14 protein-coding genes, 1 pseudogene and 1 other annotated feature are annotated in these 16,189 nt (G+C 46.6%); of the genes and pseudogenes, 11 read left to right on the plus strand and 4 right to left on the minus strand.

Annotated elements, in window-relative coordinates; all coding sequences use genetic code 11:
- The 7 genes and pseudogenes from HH682_RS14610 to tyrA form a co-directional block, all read left to right on the plus strand.
- Positions 1-162 (plus strand): annotated as a pseudogene (locus HH682_RS14610) (IS4 family transposase); the annotation flags it as partial.
- 103 nt (positions 163-265) lie between these two features.
- Entirely contained in the window at positions 266-658 is a 393-nt protein-coding gene (gene crl / locus HH682_RS14615; RefSeq protein ID WP_214238251.1) for a sigma factor-binding protein Crl, read from the plus strand.
- Positions 659-777: 119 nt separating this feature from the next.
- The gene (gene proB / locus HH682_RS14620) at positions 778-1,881 is read left to right on the plus strand and encodes a glutamate 5-kinase (protein ID WP_214238252.1); all 1,104 of its coding nucleotides are present in this window, start codon (positions 778-780) and stop codon (positions 1,879-1,881) included.
- A gap of 6 nt (positions 1,882-1,887) precedes the next feature.
- Positions 1,888-3,144 (plus strand): glutamate-5-semialdehyde dehydrogenase, encoded by a 1,257-nt coding sequence (gene proA, locus HH682_RS14625; protein ID WP_214238253.1) that lies wholly within the window; start codon positions 1,888-1,890, stop codon positions 3,142-3,144.
- A gap of 195 nt (positions 3,145-3,339) precedes the next feature.
- Positions 3,340-3,687, plus strand: a complete 348-nt coding sequence (locus HH682_RS14630; RefSeq protein WP_250318723.1) for an RcnB family protein — start codon at positions 3,340-3,342, stop codon at positions 3,685-3,687.
- A 214-nt stretch (positions 3,688-3,901) separates the two neighbouring features.
- Positions 3,902-4,978 carry a 3-deoxy-7-phosphoheptulonate synthase gene (locus HH682_RS14635; RefSeq protein ID WP_214238255.1) on the plus strand — a complete coding sequence of 359 codons (1,077 nt, stop codon included), beginning with the start codon at positions 3,902-3,904 and terminating at the stop codon, positions 4,976-4,978.
- Between the two features lie 8 nt (positions 4,979-4,986).
- Positions 4,987-6,108: a bifunctional chorismate mutase/prephenate dehydrogenase gene (tyrA, locus tag HH682_RS14640; protein ID WP_214238256.1), complete on the plus strand. Its 1,122-nt coding sequence runs from the start codon at positions 4,987-4,989 to the stop codon at positions 6,106-6,108.
- A 49-nt stretch (positions 6,109-6,157) separates the two neighbouring features.
- Here the strand turns inward: tyrA and pheA are convergent, their stop codons facing one another.
- A complete protein-coding gene (pheA, locus tag HH682_RS14645) occupies positions 6,158-7,315 on the minus strand; it encodes a bifunctional chorismate mutase/prephenate dehydratase (RefSeq protein WP_214238257.1) in 1,158 nt (385 codons plus the stop codon).
- Positions 7,316-7,344: 29 nt separating this feature from the next.
- Positions 7,345-7,465 (minus strand) — a sequence feature (Phe leader region).
- A 92-nt stretch (positions 7,466-7,557) separates the two neighbouring features.
- On the minus strand, positions 7,558-7,887 hold the full coding sequence (raiA, locus tag HH682_RS14650; RefSeq protein WP_099825452.1) for a ribosome-associated translation inhibitor RaiA: 330 nt from the start codon (positions 7,885-7,887) through the stop codon (positions 7,558-7,560).
- Between the two features lie 291 nt (positions 7,888-8,178).
- On the opposite strand from raiA, the gene leuA reads away from it, so the two are divergent.
- Positions 8,179-9,861: a 2-isopropylmalate synthase gene (gene leuA, locus HH682_RS14655; RefSeq protein WP_214238258.1), complete on the plus strand. Its 1,683-nt coding sequence runs from the start codon at positions 8,179-8,181 to the stop codon at positions 9,859-9,861.
- Here leuA and HH682_RS14660 read toward each other — a convergent pair.
- Both HH682_RS14660 and bamD read right to left on the minus strand, forming a co-directional pair.
- On the minus strand, positions 9,836-10,600 hold the full coding sequence (locus HH682_RS14660) for an AraC family transcriptional regulator (protein ID WP_214238259.1): 765 nt from the start codon (positions 10,598-10,600) through the stop codon (positions 9,836-9,838). The two genes, leuA and HH682_RS14660, sit on opposite strands and share 26 nt — an antisense overlap.
- Before the next feature lie 163 nt (positions 10,601-10,763).
- Positions 10,764-11,498, minus strand: coding sequence for an outer membrane protein assembly factor BamD (gene bamD / locus HH682_RS14665; RefSeq protein WP_214238260.1), 735 nt, complete (start codon positions 11,496-11,498; stop codon positions 10,764-10,766).
- Positions 11,499-11,626: 128 nt separating this feature from the next.
- On the opposite strand from bamD, the gene rluD reads away from it, so the two are divergent.
- The 3 genes from rluD to clpB all read left to right on the plus strand — a co-directional run bounded on the left by rluD (position 11,627) and on the right by clpB (position 16,034).
- Positions 11,627-12,607: a 23S rRNA pseudouridine(1911/1915/1917) synthase RluD gene (gene rluD / locus HH682_RS14670; RefSeq protein ID WP_214238261.1), complete on the plus strand. Its 981-nt coding sequence runs from the start codon at positions 11,627-11,629 to the stop codon at positions 12,605-12,607.
- Positions 12,604-13,341 (plus strand): purine nucleoside phosphorylase YfiH, encoded by a 738-nt coding sequence (gene yfiH / locus HH682_RS14675; RefSeq protein ID WP_214238262.1) that lies wholly within the window; start codon positions 12,604-12,606, stop codon positions 13,339-13,341. Before rluD ends, yfiH begins: the two co-directional genes overlap by 4 nt.
- A 119-nt stretch (positions 13,342-13,460) precedes the next feature.
- A complete protein-coding gene (gene clpB, locus HH682_RS14680; protein WP_214238263.1) occupies positions 13,461-16,034 on the plus strand; it encodes an ATP-dependent chaperone ClpB in 2,574 nt (857 codons plus the stop codon).
- Positions 16,035-16,189 lie beyond the last annotated feature (155 nt).

A 16,189-nucleotide genomic window follows, 5' to 3' on the forward strand; every position in this document is an offset into this window, starting at 1 on the left:
CCGTGGGCATCACCGGGCGCTATGCCAGGTCATCTGAAGCATTTTTACAGCAACGCAGCGATGCTAAAACTGCCCTCCAGGCGAGAACGGGAATATGCGAGGGAAGTAAGAGAGAAAAGGTCAAAATATCCCTTAAAAAACAATGCTGGCCACCTTAAGTGACCAGCATTAACCTGAGGGTGCTGTTTTTTTATCGTTTTCATTTAATAGTGAGTCTGCTAAAAGTAACATTAATAACAATGATCGCTAACAGGAGTGTAGTCAGATGGTATTACCCGGAGGCCACTTCAGAGGCCGTTATATCGTAAAATTTAATGAGCTAGGTCCCTATCTGCGTGAGGACCAATGCCAAGACCAACACTTTTTCTTCGATTGTTTAGCCGTCTGTACCAATATCAAACCTGCACCCGAAAAGAGAGAGTTTTGGGGATGGTGGCTAGTATTGGAAGCTCACGAGAGCCACTTTGATTATCGTTTCGATTTCGGTCTTTATGATAAGGCCGGTCAATGGGTTCCAGCTGAGATCAAACGCGATGCCGATCGACAAGAAGCGGAAGCCAGTCTGCAAAAATTCTTCCCACGCCTCGAAGCATTAATGAACGAATTAAATGCACCGCTTATTCCAGCGAGTAATTTTGAACCGTCTTTGACGTTTTAATCGACAAAGCCAACCCCTTTGTTGGATTAAGTTGCGTGAAGCATAAGGATAGCTATTGGCAAGCTCTAGCTGTCCTGATACAACTGTGAACTCATTTAAACATCTAGGTGGCAGGTAATATGAGTGGCAGTCAGACCTTAGTGGTCAAATTAGGGACCAGTGTGCTTACTGGCGGATCTCGTCAATTGAACCGTGCAAGAATGGTTGAAATTGTGCGTCAATGCGCACAAGCCATGAATGACGGTCATCGTATCGTCGTAGTGACCTCTGGTGCTATTGCGGCAGGCAGAGAGCATCTTGATTATCCCGAACTGCCCCCCACCATTGCCTCTAAACAACTGCTTGCAGCGGTTGGTCAGTGTCGACTGATTCAGTTATGGGAACAGCTCTTTGCCATTTATGGTATTCATATTGGCCAAATGCTAATTACCCGTGCGGACATGGAAGACAGAGAGCGTTTTCTTAATGCCCGTGACATGCTGCATGCTCTATTAGATCAGCGCATAGTTCCAGTTATTAATGAAAATGATGCGGTTGCTACAGCAGAAATCAAAGTAGGGGACAATGATAATCTGTCAGCCCTTGCTGCAATCCTTTCCGACGCCGATAAACTATTACTATTAACCGATCAACAAGGTCTCTTTACCGCCGATCCTCGCCATGATCCGAGTGCAACACTCATTGAGGATGTCTATCAGATCGATGACTCCTTGAAAATGATGGCTGGAGGAAGTGTTTCGGGACTGGGTACCGGAGGAATGGCAACCAAGTTGCAGGCGGCAGAAGTGGCTTGTCGTGCCGGTATTGATGTCATTATCGCCCCAGGCGACCAGCCCATAGTGATTCATCGATTATTACAAGGCGAGAAAGCGGGAACCCTGTTCCATGCGCAAGAGCATAGACTCGAAAGCCGTAAGCATTGGATTTTTGGTGCTCCTCCCGCTGGTTCCGCTGTAATTGATGGCGGTGCATTGACCGCATTACTTGAGCGGGGAAGTTCGTTGCTACCGAAAGGGATTACTGAGATTACCGGTAATTTTTCCCGTGGCGAAGTTATTGCTATTCGTGATCCACAGGGTAACGATATCGCACATGGCGTTTCGCGCTATAACAGTGATGCTTTGCGGATGATTGCTGGGAAACATAGCCAATCTATTAGTGAAATCTTAGGCTATGAGTACGGTGCTGTTGCCGTCCATCGTGATGATATGATTGTAGGATAAGTTGAGATGAATATAGAACTTATGGGGCAGCGTGCTAAGGCTGCAGCTTACCAACTTGCTACGCTTACCGCGCAAGAAAAAAATCAGTTATTGATGACGATTGCCGATCAATTGAATACTCACGCGGGCGATATTTTAGCAGCCAACCAACTGGATGTAGCAGATGCCGTCGAACAAGGCCTCTCGCCTGCATTAATTGATCGCTTAACACTTACCGTTGAAAGATTAGCGGATATCGCCAATGATGTGCGTAAAGTCTGTCAGTTGGGTGACCCTATTGGTCAGGTGATCGATGGTGGGGAGTTAGACAGCGGTTTGAAAATCGAGCGACGCCGAGTACCGTTAGGGGTGGTCGCTATCATCTACGAAGCTCGCCCGAATGTTACCATTGATGTGGCAACGCTATGCTTAAAAACAGGAAATGCGGCGATTCTTCGTGGCGGCAAAGAAACCTACCGCACTAATACGCAAACGGTTAATGTGATCCGGAAAGCTCTAGCACAGCATGGCTTACCGATTGATGCCGTTCAAGCCATAGACGATCCAGATCGGCAATGGGTGACCCAGTTATTGAAGCTAGATAATTATGTCGATATGTTGATTCCACGTGGCGGTGCAAGCTTACATAAGCTGTGTCGTGAGCACTCGACAATCCCCGTCATTACTGGTGGCATTGGTGTTTGCCATCTCTATATTGATGAAACGATGGAAACTGAACAAGCTCTCGATGTGATAGTCAACGCTAAGAAACAGCGCCCAAGTGCCTGTAATTCCTTAGAGACGCTACTAATTCACCATTCGCAACTCGATAGCTTTCTCCCCAAGTTCGTGGCTCGTATGGTGCAGGAAGGCATTACCCTGCATGTGGATCAACAACTGTTGTCTCATCCCGCCTTAGCGGATAATGGGTTCGCACAAGCCACCGAAGCGTCTTATCGCGATGAATGGCTATCTCTAGATCTTAATATCAAGGCGGTAGAAGGTTTACAAGCAGCGATTGAACATATCCGCGAGTATGGTACTCAGCATTCCGATGGTATTCTGACTGAAAATTACCAGCATGCTCAGGATTTTGTAAATCAAGTCGATTCGGCCGCTGTGTATGTCAATGCCAGTACACGCTTTACCGATGGCGGCCAATTTGGTCTTGGGGCCGAGGTTGCAGTCAGTACGCAGAAATTACATGCCAGAGGACCGATGGGGCTAGAAGCGCTCACTACCTATAAATGGATCTGTTGGGGACAAAGCACGTTACGCGCTTAATGCTAAGGTTTCGTTAAGAAAATAGGGTTTCTGATAACTTTGGACATACTCTCCTGATACGAATCAAGAGTAATCTTGATGGTAAGCGGTACAGTTATACGCATAATTCAATTAATTTTTTGGCTCAAGCGAGAAGTTATGCGTAAAAGACCTCTAGTGTTAGCGATGGTATGGTTAACCTTAAACCCGATGGTTATGGCTTATGCCCATGACCATCATCATGATCACTGGGATCGGCACGGATATTCAGGGCCACAATGGCATGATCGCCATGACTGGCGAGGTGATTACCGTGATCATGAAAGGCACTCTCATCATCGACCGCATTATGCTAGAAGAGATTTCTTCTACGGCGGACACCATTTTAGACCGGGTGGACGATATCCTCATCGATATTATCAAGATCGGTATTGGGTCAACGACTGGCACCGACATGGGTTGGGTGCGCCCCCATCTGGACAACGGTGGGCGAAGGTTAATGGTAATTACGTTCTTATTGCTATTGCCACTGGTGTTATCACTTCCCTTATTCTCAATAATTAACTCGAAATACGCCCGTGAATCTCGCGGGCTTTTTATACTCAACTTACTCATTTCTGTAATAAATTAATTACACAAAGCAAATTCACCCGTATTAATAAGTATTATTGTAAGTATTGGTTTACAGTATTTTAATTAATGGATTGAAAGGTTTACTTTTTATGATATGGTAAGGGTATCGGTCGCGGTGACCTCATTATTTTAGTCAGGTAATGTTATGCAAAAAGATGCCTTGAACAACGTCCATATCACTGATGAGTCTGTGATGCTGACTCCAGCAGAACTGAAAGATATGTTCCCACTGACTGCCGCTCAGCAGCAGCAAATCCAACATTCCCGTCAAACCATTGCTAATATCATTGCGGGTCGGGATCCTCGTCTATTAGTCGTTTGTGGCCCATGTTCTATTCATGATCCACAATCGGCTTTAGAGTATGCCGCTCTTTATAAGAAGTTGGCTGAAGAGGTGAGTGATTCTCTTTACTTAGTGATGCGCGTTTATTTTGAAAAACCGCGTACCACCGTGGGGTGGAAAGGATTAATTAACGACCCGCATATGGATGGTTCATTTGATATTGAGCAAGGATTGAAGCTGGCGCGTCAATTGTTGGTTAAACTAGTCTCTATGGGGCTGCCTCTAGCAACCGAAGCCTTAGATCCAAATTCCCCACAGTTTTTAGGTGACTTATTCAGCTGGTCGGCGATCGGCGCTCGTACCACGGAATCGCAAACTCACCGTGAGATGGCATCAGGGTTATCCATGCCAGTCGGTTTTAAAAACGGTACTGATGGTAGTTTGGGGACGGCGATCAATGCAATGCGTGCCGCAGCAATGCCGCATCGTTTTGTCGGGATTAATCAACAAGGCCAAGTTTGCCTCCTGCAAACCCAAGGTAATGGTGATGGGCATGTTATTTTACGAGGCGGTAAGTCGCCAAATTACCATCCTGAAGATATTGCCCAGTGTGAGGCTGAAATGACTAAGGCTGGACTGCGTCCTTCTTTAATGATCGATTGCAGTCATGGTAATTCTAATAAGGATTATCGTCGTCAAACGGTGGTGGCCGATAGCGTATTACAGCAATTGCAAGCCGGAAACCGTTCTATAACTGGCATTATGTTAGAGAGTCACTTATTCGAGGGGAGCCAATCTTCAGAGTTGCCGCGAGCTGATATGCAATATGGCGTATCCGTTACCGACGCCTGTATTAACTGGCAGTCAACTGAGCAGTTATTAAAGAAACTGGCGAGCGCAATGAATGCTATGATCACCTCAAGTACAGTGGAAGGGTAGATAGGGTAATGGTTGCAGAACTGAACGCACTACGCGATAAAATCGATGAAACAGATAAAGCGTTACTGGCCTTGCTTGCACAACGTATGCAATTGGTGGCGGAAGTTGGAGAAGTCAAAAGCCAGCATGGGTTGCCGATCTATGTACCAGAGCGTGAGGCATCGATGTTAGCTTCACGACGTGCGGAAGCGGAAGCTGCCGGGATCCCTGCCGATTTAATCGAAGATGTTTTACGTAGAGTGATGCGGGAGTCTTACGCCAGTGAAAATGATAAAGGGTTTAAGACGCTCAATCCAGCAATGCGACCTATCGTTATCGTCGGTGGTAAAGGGAAAATGGGGCGCTTGTTCGAGCGCATGTTAACGCTTTCAGGTTACCAAGTCCGTTTGCTCGATAAGGAAGAATGGAACCAAGCTGCTTCATTGGTCAGCGATGCGGGGATGGTGATTATTAGCGTCCCCATTCACTTAACCGAACAGGTTATACGACAGCTACCAACACTCCCTGATGATTGTATTTTAGTAGACTTGTGCTCAGTCAAAAAAGCGCCCTTACAAGCAATGATGGCGGCACACAATGGACCTGTATTAGGTTTGCACCCGATGTTTGGGCCAGATAGTGGTAGCTTGGCTAAACAAGTGGTGGTGTGGTGTGATGGCCGTTCTCCTGAAGCTTACCAGTGGTTTCTGCAGCAAATCGAGGTATGGGGGGCAAGGCTACATTCTGCCACGGCGGAAGAGCATGACCAAAATATGGCGTTTATCCAAGCACTCCGACACTTTGCGACCTTCGCCTATGGATTGCATTTGTCAGAAGAGAATGTCGATCTTAAACAATTACTGGCACTTTCCTCACCTATCTACCGACTAGAATTAGCAATGGTAGGTCGCCTATTTGCTCAAGATGCACAATTATACGCTGATATTATTATGTCGTCGCCAAACAACATTGCCTTAATCAAGCGTTATTACACTCGCTTTGGCGAGGCGCTGGCACAACTCGAACGTGGCGATAAAGCCTCTTTCATAAAAAGTTTTGCTGGGGTTCAAACTTGGTTTGGTGATTATGCCAAGACATTTATGACAGAAAGTCGCTCTCTACTCCGGTCGGCGAACGATAATCGCAAGTAATTCGCCAACCTACTAATGTTAAGCACCACGTTTACAGTGGTGCTTTTTTTTAAGGTATTACGGCGGTCACTGTTTCGCTCGGATAGCAACCAAGCACCTTTAAGTAGCGGGTAAGTTCAGTGAGCTGTTGTAAGGCAGATTGCATAGCCGGATCACTGCTATTAGCTTGAACGTCGAGGTAAAACATCTCTTCCCAAGGGTTACCGTTAATGGGGCGAGATTCTAATTTAGTCATCATAATATCATGTTGTCTTAAGACCAATAATGCGTCGACTAATGCACCTGCTTGTTGCCCGGTTGCCATTAACAGGGTTGTCTTCGCGGGAACTTGTTCTGACACTTTCACCGGTTTACGCGCTAGCACGATAAAACGGGTAATATTTTGTGATTGGTTCGCGAGTTGGCGGTCTATTGCTTGCAGTTGATAGAGTTGTCCCCCGGCTTCACTGCCGAGTGCTGCGACAGAAGGGTCATTTAAGCTCGCAACGGTTTCCATTGCTGCGGCAGTACTTTCGGTATAGTTAATTTTCCAGTGCGGATAATGGTTCAAATATTGGCTGCATTGTTGGAAAGGCTGTGGATGGCTATAGACCGTAGTGATGGACGAAAGAGAGGTTTCACCCGAAACCAACAGGCAGTGATTAATCGGTAATGTCATTTCTCCTACAATATGTAACCCAGTATTCTGAAGCAAATCGTAGACATCGTTAATCGACCCTGAGCTGGTATTCTCTAAGGGAAGCACGGCATAGTCAGCTAACCCTTTCTCTACTTGATTAACGATATCTTGGAATTTGCTGCAGCCGACTTCGATCATTTGATCAAAATGATGTGAAGCGTAGCTACGTGCGGCGAGGTGAGAATAAGAGCCCTTAGGGCCTAAGAACGCGACACGAACCGCTTGTTGCTGAGAGTCATTAAGCGCTTTTTGTAGTAAAGCTTGTTGAATCAGTACCGAGTCTTCAATGATCAGTTGAAAAAGGCGCGTAATATAATGACTGTCGAGAGAGAGCGTTTTACCTTGTTCGATCAGTTTTTCCAGAAGCTGTTTTTCGCGGGTCACATCGCGCACAGGACGTTGGCTTTGTAACTTATAGTTGCCCACCGCAACGGCAAGCTCACGACGTTTAGCAAGTAAGGTGAGTAAGCGGCTATCCAGTTCACTAATATCATGCCGCAATTCGTCAAGCGAGGCGTAAGGGGTCATAGTCTGTCCTTTTGTTTTTTTATTTTTTCAAAAAAAAAGCCTCCCGGAGGGGAGGCCTTTTGTTCGTCTTTTCATTCATTCTAGTCGAAGCGGCTTCCCTGGGAGGGGGAGCTAAAAAAAAATGAAAAGAAGAACAAGTTATAGTACATGTTAATTTTCTCGGTAGAGTTGAAATCAAAGAGTAGCGTTTGCGATCCGGCGCGTCAACCTAAAACCGCGCACCTGATGGGTGCGCGATAACATTAGGATTCGGCAGGAATAATATCTTTAACACTACCGTTTGCACGCCGTGCTTCAGCCTTGTGCTGAACCTTATTGAGCTGGCGTTCGAGTTTAGAAATGAGTTCGTTTACCGCGACATACATATCGTCGTGTTTCGCGGTAGCAACGAGGGTACCGTTGGGCGTATTGAGTGTTGCATCGGCAACAAACTCTTTAGGTTCTTTAGAGAGGACTACGTGAGGATTTATCAGCTGGGTTTGCCACTTCTCTAGCTTTGCAAACCGCTCTTCAATATGACTACGGATTGCCGGGGTAATATCCATTTGCTTGCTGGTGATGTTGATCATCATTTTACCTCTCTTCGTCATTGCCAGGGTACGAGTATCCAGAATACCGACTATGCATAGTAATAATGTGATGTAGATCACATTATTACTAGAGAAAAAATAATTAGTCAAACAGCTCATTTTCAGCTACCTGCTGGTTGAGAGGGGGAAATTATTGTCAGTCAGTGCGGGCTAAAAGATTAGTGTGTTAGGCACTGCGCTGTCCGTTTCAAGCATGAGGTTGTCACTTATGCATGAGTCACAGGGGAAGAGGTATCGCTAGGATAGTCTTTTTATCCTCAGTAAGGAAATATCATGCTGTTAGCCCCCTCAACCAAATATAAGCTCTTTCCCGTTATCGCCTTAGCGGATAGAATCTGGCCTAATAAACAATTAACGCAACCTCCACGCTGGCTATCTACGGATTTACGAGACGGTAACCAAGCGTTAGCTGAGCCTATGAGTGTCGAGCGTAAACTAAAGTTTTGGGAATTGCTCTTAGCCTGTGGCTTTAAAGAAATCGAAGTCGCCTTTCCTGCGGCATCCGATACCGACTTTCAATTCGTGCGGCAATTGATTGAAGAGCAACGGATCCCAGAAGATGTCACCATTCAAGTGATTACTCAAGCAAGGGCCGATCTCATCGAGCGGACATTTGCAGCGTTAAAAGGGGCTAAACGGGCCACGATTCATCTCTACAATGCCACGGCACCTCTATTCCGACGCCTAGTCTTCCAGCAGAGTAAACAAGAAATTATTGCGTTGGCGGTCGCGGGAAGTGAGCAAATCCGTCGTTATTGTGAGGCTAATCCCGATACGCATTGGACCTATCAATACTCACCTGAAACATTCTGCTTTACCGAGCCAGATTTTGCGCTGGAGATCTGTCAAGCCGTGGCAAAGGTTTGGCAGCCATCACCCGAACGACCAATGATCATTAATTTACCCAGTACCGTTGAGGTAAATACCCCTAATGTCTATGCCGATCAGATTGAACATTTCTGCCGCCATTTTGCCTACCGTGAATCGGTATGTATCAGTGTCCATCCTCATAATGACCAAGGGTGCGGCGTGGCGAGCGCAGAACTGGCTTTACTCGCAGGAGCTGAAAGGGTTGAAGGATGTCTTTTTGGTAATGGGGAGCGAACGGGGAATCTCTGTTTAGTGACCTTAGCGATGAATCTTTATAGCCAAGGGATCTCACCTCAGCTTGATTTTAGTGATATGACCAATATCGTCGAGCAAGTAGAGGAATACAATCAACTCCCAGTTCATCCACGGCATCCTTATGCGGGAAAACTGGCGTTTACGGCTTTTTCTGGATCGCATCAAGATGCGATCAAAAAAGGCTTCACCGCGCGTGAGCATGCGACGAATCTCTTATGGGAAATCCCTTATCTACTGATCGACCCTAATGACATAGGATGTAATTATGAGGCTGTCATCCGTGTGAATAGCCAATCGGGTAAAAGTGGTACGGCATGGATGTTAGAACAGAATCATGGGTTAAAGCTCCCCCGAGCTTTACAGCAAGTCTTCAGTCGGCATGTACAAACGATTACCGACCAGAGCGGCCGTGAAATGACCTTAGCGCAGGTATGGCAACTCTTTCGTCAACTTTACGGTCCCCACGAGCAGGCCACACATCAGTTATTGGATTATCGAACAGAAAGCTTAAATGATAACCGAATTCTGTTCCATGCTCAGGTTAAAACGCCCAAGCGAACCCTAATGTTAAGAGGAGAGGGAAATGGACTATTGTCTGCAGCGGCTAATGCGTTAACTTCTTATCTGGGGGAACCGTTAACGATTCAAGACTATCATGAGCATACATTGGGAAGGAAAAATGAAAGCCGTTCGGCAGCCTACATCCTTTGCGAGAGCCAAGGGAAGGGGAGCCATTGGGGAGTCAGTGTCGATAGTGATATCGCCAGGGCTTCTTTACAGGCGTTGCTTAATTCACTTCCCACCTTTACGATAAATGGAAATAATGGCTAGGGGGCATCCCTAATCGTCGGCGAAACATCGTGCTAAAAGCGCTTTGACTCTCATAGCCTAAATCGAGGGCCACTCTTAATACAGATTGGCCCTGCGCAAGACGTTTCAAAGACTCCATTAACTTTGCCCGTCGTACCCATTCACTGAACGAAAAACCTATTTCCTGACGAAAATGTCTTAATAGTGTGCGCTCACTGAGGTTAAGCAGAGTCGCTGCCTCAGACGTTGTCCATGGTTTTGCTAAATCGTTACGCACAAGTACGCATAGGTTCTTGAGCGCAGGGGAGACCGGCTCGGGGAGATTGAAGGGGAGTATCGACATTCCGCGTATTTCATCTAGGATAAGTTCATATACTCTCTCTGCTCGGCTATTCGCTGCGTAGCGTTCTGGGAGGTCGAGTGCGGTGATAATGAGCTCTCTTAGCAGCGGCGAGACTTGCACCACTTGGCATACTGTTGGTAAATCAGCTCGGGCGAAAGGATCAACAAATAATGTTCTGGCGGCAACTTTCCCTGTAATCGTTAACTGATGAGCAATTCCTGCAGGTAACCACACTCCTCGACTAGGAGGGATGATCCAACTTCCTTGCGCGGTGTGGATGCTGACCACGCCACTTAAGCTGTAAAGTAATTGTGCACAGCTATGTTGATGCCAAGGCTCACTCTCGCCATGAGAATAATCATGTGCGAAGGGAATCAATGGACGTGTATCAAAATTAATGGGCAGTGTCGTCGACATGCGATTCCATCGTTTATGGAGATGGGAATGAGAGTATTACGGGGGAATTCCCTTTTCAATTGTTTTAATCGGGTAAGTGATAGGGGGGCTGGGGGAGGGCGATGTAAAGAGATAAAAAAACAGCCGCTCGACGGCGGCTGATTGTTAAGGAGAATCGATGTCGTTATTTAGCGTTGTTCAGCGCGATTAATTTCGCCACTTTATCGGCTTCAGCGTTCAGCTGCAGTTTACGGTAGGCGTTTTCCATGTAAGAAAGGGCTTGGCGTGTTGATGCTGTATCTGGATAATCACTCAACATCTCTTTGGCACGATTAACAACCGCGACATAAGCCTCACGTTTAGTGTAGAATTTCACAACAGATAATTGATACGTCGACAAACGATCCTTTAGCGCGACTAAACGTTTTTGTGCGTCAGGTGCATATTGGCTGTTTGGATAGCTTTGTACCAGTTGTGAAAAGTCTTTGAAGGCTTGACGAGCATTCGAAGGGTCGCGATCTGAACGGTCGATACCGAAGAAGTGCTGTAGGGCAGATTGATCAAGTGCCATGTCCGTTAACCCTTGCATATACATGACATAGTCAATGTTAGGGTGGGTCGGATTTAAACGCATAAAGCGTGAAATGGTCGCTTGTGCCATTGGCATATCGTCATTCTTGTAATAGGCATAGATCAGATCAAGCTGTACCTGCTGCGAATACGGACCAAAAGGATAACGGTTGTCCAGCGCTTCTAACTGACTGATGGCGCCTCTAAAGTTCCCATCTTGCAGTTTTTGCTGGGCTGTAGCATAAATCTGCGAAGGAGGATTGTCAGGAACTACATCTTTAGATCCGGAACATCCGACCAGAGCTAAGCTAAGCGTGGCGAGAGCCACAAGATATTTCATACGCATCATGACGAATTGATTATCCTCAAAAGTTTATTGGAAGCATTTATATGCGGCTTCCATTGTTTATCAGCTAAGATAGCACATTATCTTAAACGGCTTTGCCGGAAAAACCCAACGTTAACGAAGAACCTTATATGGCACAACAAGTAGAACTCGCTGCAACCATCTCCCTAGAACAATTGGGACAACGCTTAGATCAGTCTTTGGCTGAATTGTTCCCTGATTATTCACGTTCTCGTTTAAAAGAATGGATTTTACAGGGCCGAGTCACCATTAATGGGTCGGTTGCCGATAAACCCAAAGAAAAAGTATTGGGCGGCGAGAAAATAGTAATCAGCGCAGAAATCGAAGAAGAAGCGCGTTGGGAACCTCAAAATATTCCCCTCAACATCGTCTACGAAGACGATGATATTCTGGTGATCAATAAACCACGCGACTTAGTTGTTCATCCAGGAGCCGGTAACCCGGATAAAACCATTCTGAATGCGCTGCTTTATCACTATCCGGCCATCGCTGATGTTCCGCGTGCGGGTATTGTACATCGCCTCGATAAGGATACCACAGGATTAATGGTGGTTGCCAAGACCGTGCCGGCACAAACCCATTTGGTTGATTGCTTACAGCGGCGAGAAATGACCCGTGAATATGAAGCGGTAGCGATTGGCACCATGACTGCGGGGGGGACCGTGGATGAAGCGATATCTCGTCACTCAACTAAGCGCACGCATATGGCTGTTCATCCGATGGGTAAACCTGCCGTTACGCACTACCGCATCATGGAACATTTCCGGGCCCACACTCGTCTTCGTTTACGGTTAGAAACCGGTAGAACACATCAAATCCGTGTGCATATGGCGCATATCGGTCACTCGCTGGCGGGAGATCCACTTTACGGTGGTCGTCCTCGCCCTCCTAAGGGATCGAGTGAATCCTTTATTCAGGCGTTGCGTAGCTTTGATCGCCAAGCTTTACATGCGACCATGCTTCGACTCTACCACCCGATAACTGGGATTCAAATGGAATGGCATGCGCCATTACCTCAAGATATGGTGGAGTTAATTGAGGCATTGAAGGCTGATACTGCAGTTCATCGCGATGAAATGGACTGGTTATGAGTGAGTCATTGATTATTCCTGACTGGAGCGTGCCACCAAATGTGCACGCGGTATCGACTACCCGCGTGGGCGGTGTAAGCGGCGCACCTTGGAACTCCTTCAATCTTGGGAGTCATGTTGGGGATAGCCTTGATGCAGTTAATAACAATCGTGATCTCCTCATAGAGGTTGCGCAGTTACCCGCTCCACCGTTTTGGCTTAATCAGACTCATAGTCATCGTGTTGTCGACGCAGCAGCTTCTTGGACGGGCACTCCTGATGCGGATGCCAGCTTCACGCGTGAAGCTGGCAAGGTATGTGTCGTGATGACCGCCGATTGTTTACCTGTTTTGTTCTGTAACCGTCAAGGTACTCAGGTTGCCGCAGCACATGCTGGGTGGAGAGGTTTATGTGATGGGGTACTTGAAAATACACTCAACACGTTTGACTGTCGTCCAGAAGAGATTATTGCATGGGTAGGGCCTGCTATCGGCCCTCACGCTTTTGAAGTAGGTGCTGAAGTGAGAGACGCTTTTATTCATTCGCACCAAGACGCTGAACAGTGTTTTGTTACTCATGGCGAAAAATATTTAGCTGATTTAGCAAAGCTGGCTGAGTTGCGTTTACAGCGTGCGGGGGTTGCCACCCTATATCAATCCCAGCGTTGCACCTTTTCAGAGGCTGAACACTTTTTCTCATACCGGCGAGACGGTCAAACAGGTCGTATGGCCACGCTCATTTGGATCGCGGATTAATAATTTGAGCCTCTATTGCTGAGAGTAAAATTTCAGCAATTTTACTCTCAGCCCTCTTGAATTCTTCCTAATCACCTCCATTTTATAGTCAACAGCATGTTGACCTTTGTGGAGGAATTATGCGTCTAGATCGTCTAACTAATAAATTTCAACAAGCCTTAGCTGATGCACAATCATTAGCACTAGGCAGTGATAATCAATTCATCGAACCGATCCATCTCTTTTCTGCATTATTAACGCAAGAAGGTGGGTCGATTCGTCCGTTACTCGTTTCTTGTGGGGTAGAGGTTTCTTCGCTTCAAGCTCAGTTATCTCAGGCCTTGGCGCGTCTTGCGAAAGTTGAGGGGAGTGATGGCGATGTTCAGCCCTCGGCGGAACTCATCCGAGTATTAAATCTTTGCGATAAATTGGCACAAAAACGAGGTGATAGTTATATCTCGTCTGAGCTTTTTCTCCTCGCGGCTATTGACTCCCGGGGGGGAGTCAGCGACCTATTGAAATCAGCAGGCTTAACCAGTGAAAAAATCACCAATGCTATCGAGCAACTTCGTGGAGGAGAGGGTGTGAACGACCAAGGAGCAGAAGACCAACGTCAAGCACTAAAAAAATATACGATTGATCTGACCGAACGTGCTGAGTCAGGCAAACTCGACCCGGTTATTGGTCGTGATGAAGAGATTAGACGTACCATCCAAGTACTTCAACGCCGTACTAAAAATAACCCAGTGTTAATTGGTGAGCCAGGGGTAGGTAAAACCGCAATCGTTGAAGGCTTAGCGCAACGTATTATTAATGGCGAAGTTCCAGAAGGCCTTAAAGGTCGCCGGGTCTTAGCCTTAGATATGGGAGCGCTGGTGGCTGGTGCCAAGTTTCGGGGCGAATTTGAAGAGCGGCTTAAAGCGGTGCTGAATGATCTGTCGAAACAGGACGGTAATGTCATTCTCTTTATCGACGAAATCCATACCATGGTCGGCGCGGGTAAGGCCGATGGTGCGATGGATGCCGGTAATATGCTTAAGCCTGCCTTAGCGCGAGGAGAACTGCATTGCGTCGGGGCAACAACCTTAGATGAATACCGTCAATATATAGAAAAAGATGCTGCGCTCGAACGTCGCTTCCAAAAAGTCTTGGTCGCCGAGCCGACTGTGGAAGATACCATCGCGATTTTACGTGGGCTGAAAGAACGTTACGAGTTACATCACCACGTTCAAATTACTGACCCGGCAATCGTTGCAGCCGCACAACTTTCGCACCGCTATATTGCAGATCGTCAGTTACCGGATAAAGCTATCGATCTTATTGATGAAGCGGCATCTAGCATTCGCATGCAAATCGATTCTAAGCCCGAGCCATTGGATCGTCTCGAACGAAGAATCATTCAACTTAAGCTAGAGCAACAAGCACTTAAGAAAGAGACGGATGATGCCAGTGTTAAGCGGTTAGCGATGCTTGAAACTGAGTTAGAGCAAAAAGAGCAAAGCTATGCGGAGTTAGCAGAAGAGTGGAAAGCTGAAAAAGCGTCACTCACTGGCACACAACATATTAAAGCAGCGCTAGAGCAGGCTCGAATTAGTATGGAGCAAGCGCGACGTAATGGCGACCTTGGGCAGATGTCTGAACTGCAATACGGCAAGATCCCTGAGTTAGAGAAACAACTTGCGCAAGCAACGCAATCTGAAACTCAGCAAATGAAGATGCTACGTAATAGAGTCACTGACGTCGAAATTGCCGATGTATTAGCTCGTTGGACCGGAATTCCTGTTGCGCGGATGATGGAAGGCGAGAGAGAAAAGTTACTGCGGATGGAAGAGACGTTGCACCATCGCGTAATCGGACAAGATGAAGCTGTCGATGCGGTAGCTAACGCTATACGTCGTAGCCGAGCAGGGCTCGCAGATCCTAATCGTCCAGTTGGTTCTTTCCTCTTTTTAGGGCCAACAGGTGTTGGGAAGACAGAACTCTGTAAGTCCCTTGCTGATTTTCTTTTCGACAGTGATGAGGCAATGGTACGTATCGATATGTCAGAGTTTATGGAAAAACATTCGGTATCAAGATTGGTGGGGGCACCTCCGGGATATGTCGGTTACGAAGAAGGCGGGTATTTAACCGAAGCAGTACGTAGACGTCCTTATTCAGTAATCTTGTTAGACGAGGTTGAGAAAGCCCATCCTGATGTCTTTAATATACTGCTGCAAGTTCTTGATGACGGGCGATTGACAGATGGACAAGGGCGTACGGTCGATTTCCGTAATACGGTAATCATTATGACGTCCAACTTGGGCTCCGATTTAATTCAAGATAAATTTGGTGAGCTCAGCTATGGTCAGATGAAAGATGTAGTGATGGAGGTTGTAGGACACCATTTCCGTCCTGAGTTTATCAACCGTATTGATGAACTGGTGGTGTTCCATCCACTAAGTCATGAACATATTTCGCAAATTGCTGATATTCAGTTGCAACGTCTTTATAAACGGTTGGAAGAGCGCGGTTATTCGGTAGAGATTTCTGACGAGGCATTGAAACTATTAGGTGAAGTCGGTTTCGATCCTATCTATGGCGCGCGCCCATTGAAGCGCGCTATACAGCAAGAAATCGAAAACCCGCTAGCCCAACAGATTCTTTCAGGGCAACTGTTACCGGGGGCGACAATTAAATTAGGTGTCGTAGACGGGGTGATTACCGCCCAGCAATAGTAGATATTGTCTAATAAAGGCCTAGAAATGCGAATTTCCAGGCCTTTTTGTTCTGTTTTTAGTCGGAATGATTTAATAATCACCACTCAGTAAAAAAGTTTAAATAATCCCTTGCGCTCTGAGCGGAACTCCCTATAATGCGCATCCACTGACAC

Origin of the sequence: Rosenbergiella gaditana (genome assembly GCF_018494065.1) — a bacterium.
GTDB lineage: Bacteria > Pseudomonadota > Gammaproteobacteria > Enterobacterales > Enterobacteriaceae > Rosenbergiella > Rosenbergiella gaditana.

Coding starts and splice junctions, on each gene's coding strand:
- rluD (WP_214238261.1), top strand. CDS start 11,627: ATGGCACAACAAGTAGAACTCGCTGCAACCATCTCCCTAGAACAATTG.
- proA (WP_214238253.1), top strand. CDS start 1,888: ATGAATATAGAACTTATGGGGCAGCGTGCTAAGGCTGCAGCTTACCAA.
- pheA (WP_214238257.1), bottom strand. CDS start 7,315: ATGACCCCTTACGCCTCGCTTGACGAATTGCGGCATGATATTAGTGAA.
- crl (WP_214238251.1), top strand. CDS start 266: ATGGTATTACCCGGAGGCCACTTCAGAGGCCGTTATATCGTAAAATTT.
- HH682_RS14630 (WP_250318723.1), top strand. CDS start 3,340: ATGGCTTATGCCCATGACCATCATCATGATCACTGGGATCGGCACGGA.
- HH682_RS14635 (WP_214238255.1), top strand. CDS start 3,902: ATGCAAAAAGATGCCTTGAACAACGTCCATATCACTGATGAGTCTGTG.
- tyrA (WP_214238256.1), top strand. CDS start 4,987: ATGGTTGCAGAACTGAACGCACTACGCGATAAAATCGATGAAACAGAT.
- raiA (WP_099825452.1), bottom strand. CDS start 7,887: ATGATGATCAACATCACCAGCAAGCAAATGGATATTACCCCGGCAATC.
- clpB (WP_214238263.1), top strand. CDS start 13,461: ATGCGTCTAGATCGTCTAACTAATAAATTTCAACAAGCCTTAGCTGAT.
- proB (WP_214238252.1), top strand. CDS start 778: ATGAGTGGCAGTCAGACCTTAGTGGTCAAATTAGGGACCAGTGTGCTT.
- HH682_RS14660 (WP_214238259.1), bottom strand. CDS start 10,600: ATGTCGACGACACTGCCCATTAATTTTGATACACGTCCATTGATTCCC.
- yfiH (WP_214238262.1), top strand. CDS start 12,604: ATGAGTGAGTCATTGATTATTCCTGACTGGAGCGTGCCACCAAATGTG.
- leuA (WP_214238258.1), top strand. CDS start 8,179: ATGCTGTTAGCCCCCTCAACCAAATATAAGCTCTTTCCCGTTATCGCC.
- bamD (WP_214238260.1), bottom strand. CDS start 11,498: ATGATGCGTATGAAATATCTTGTGGCTCTCGCCACGCTTAGCTTAGCT.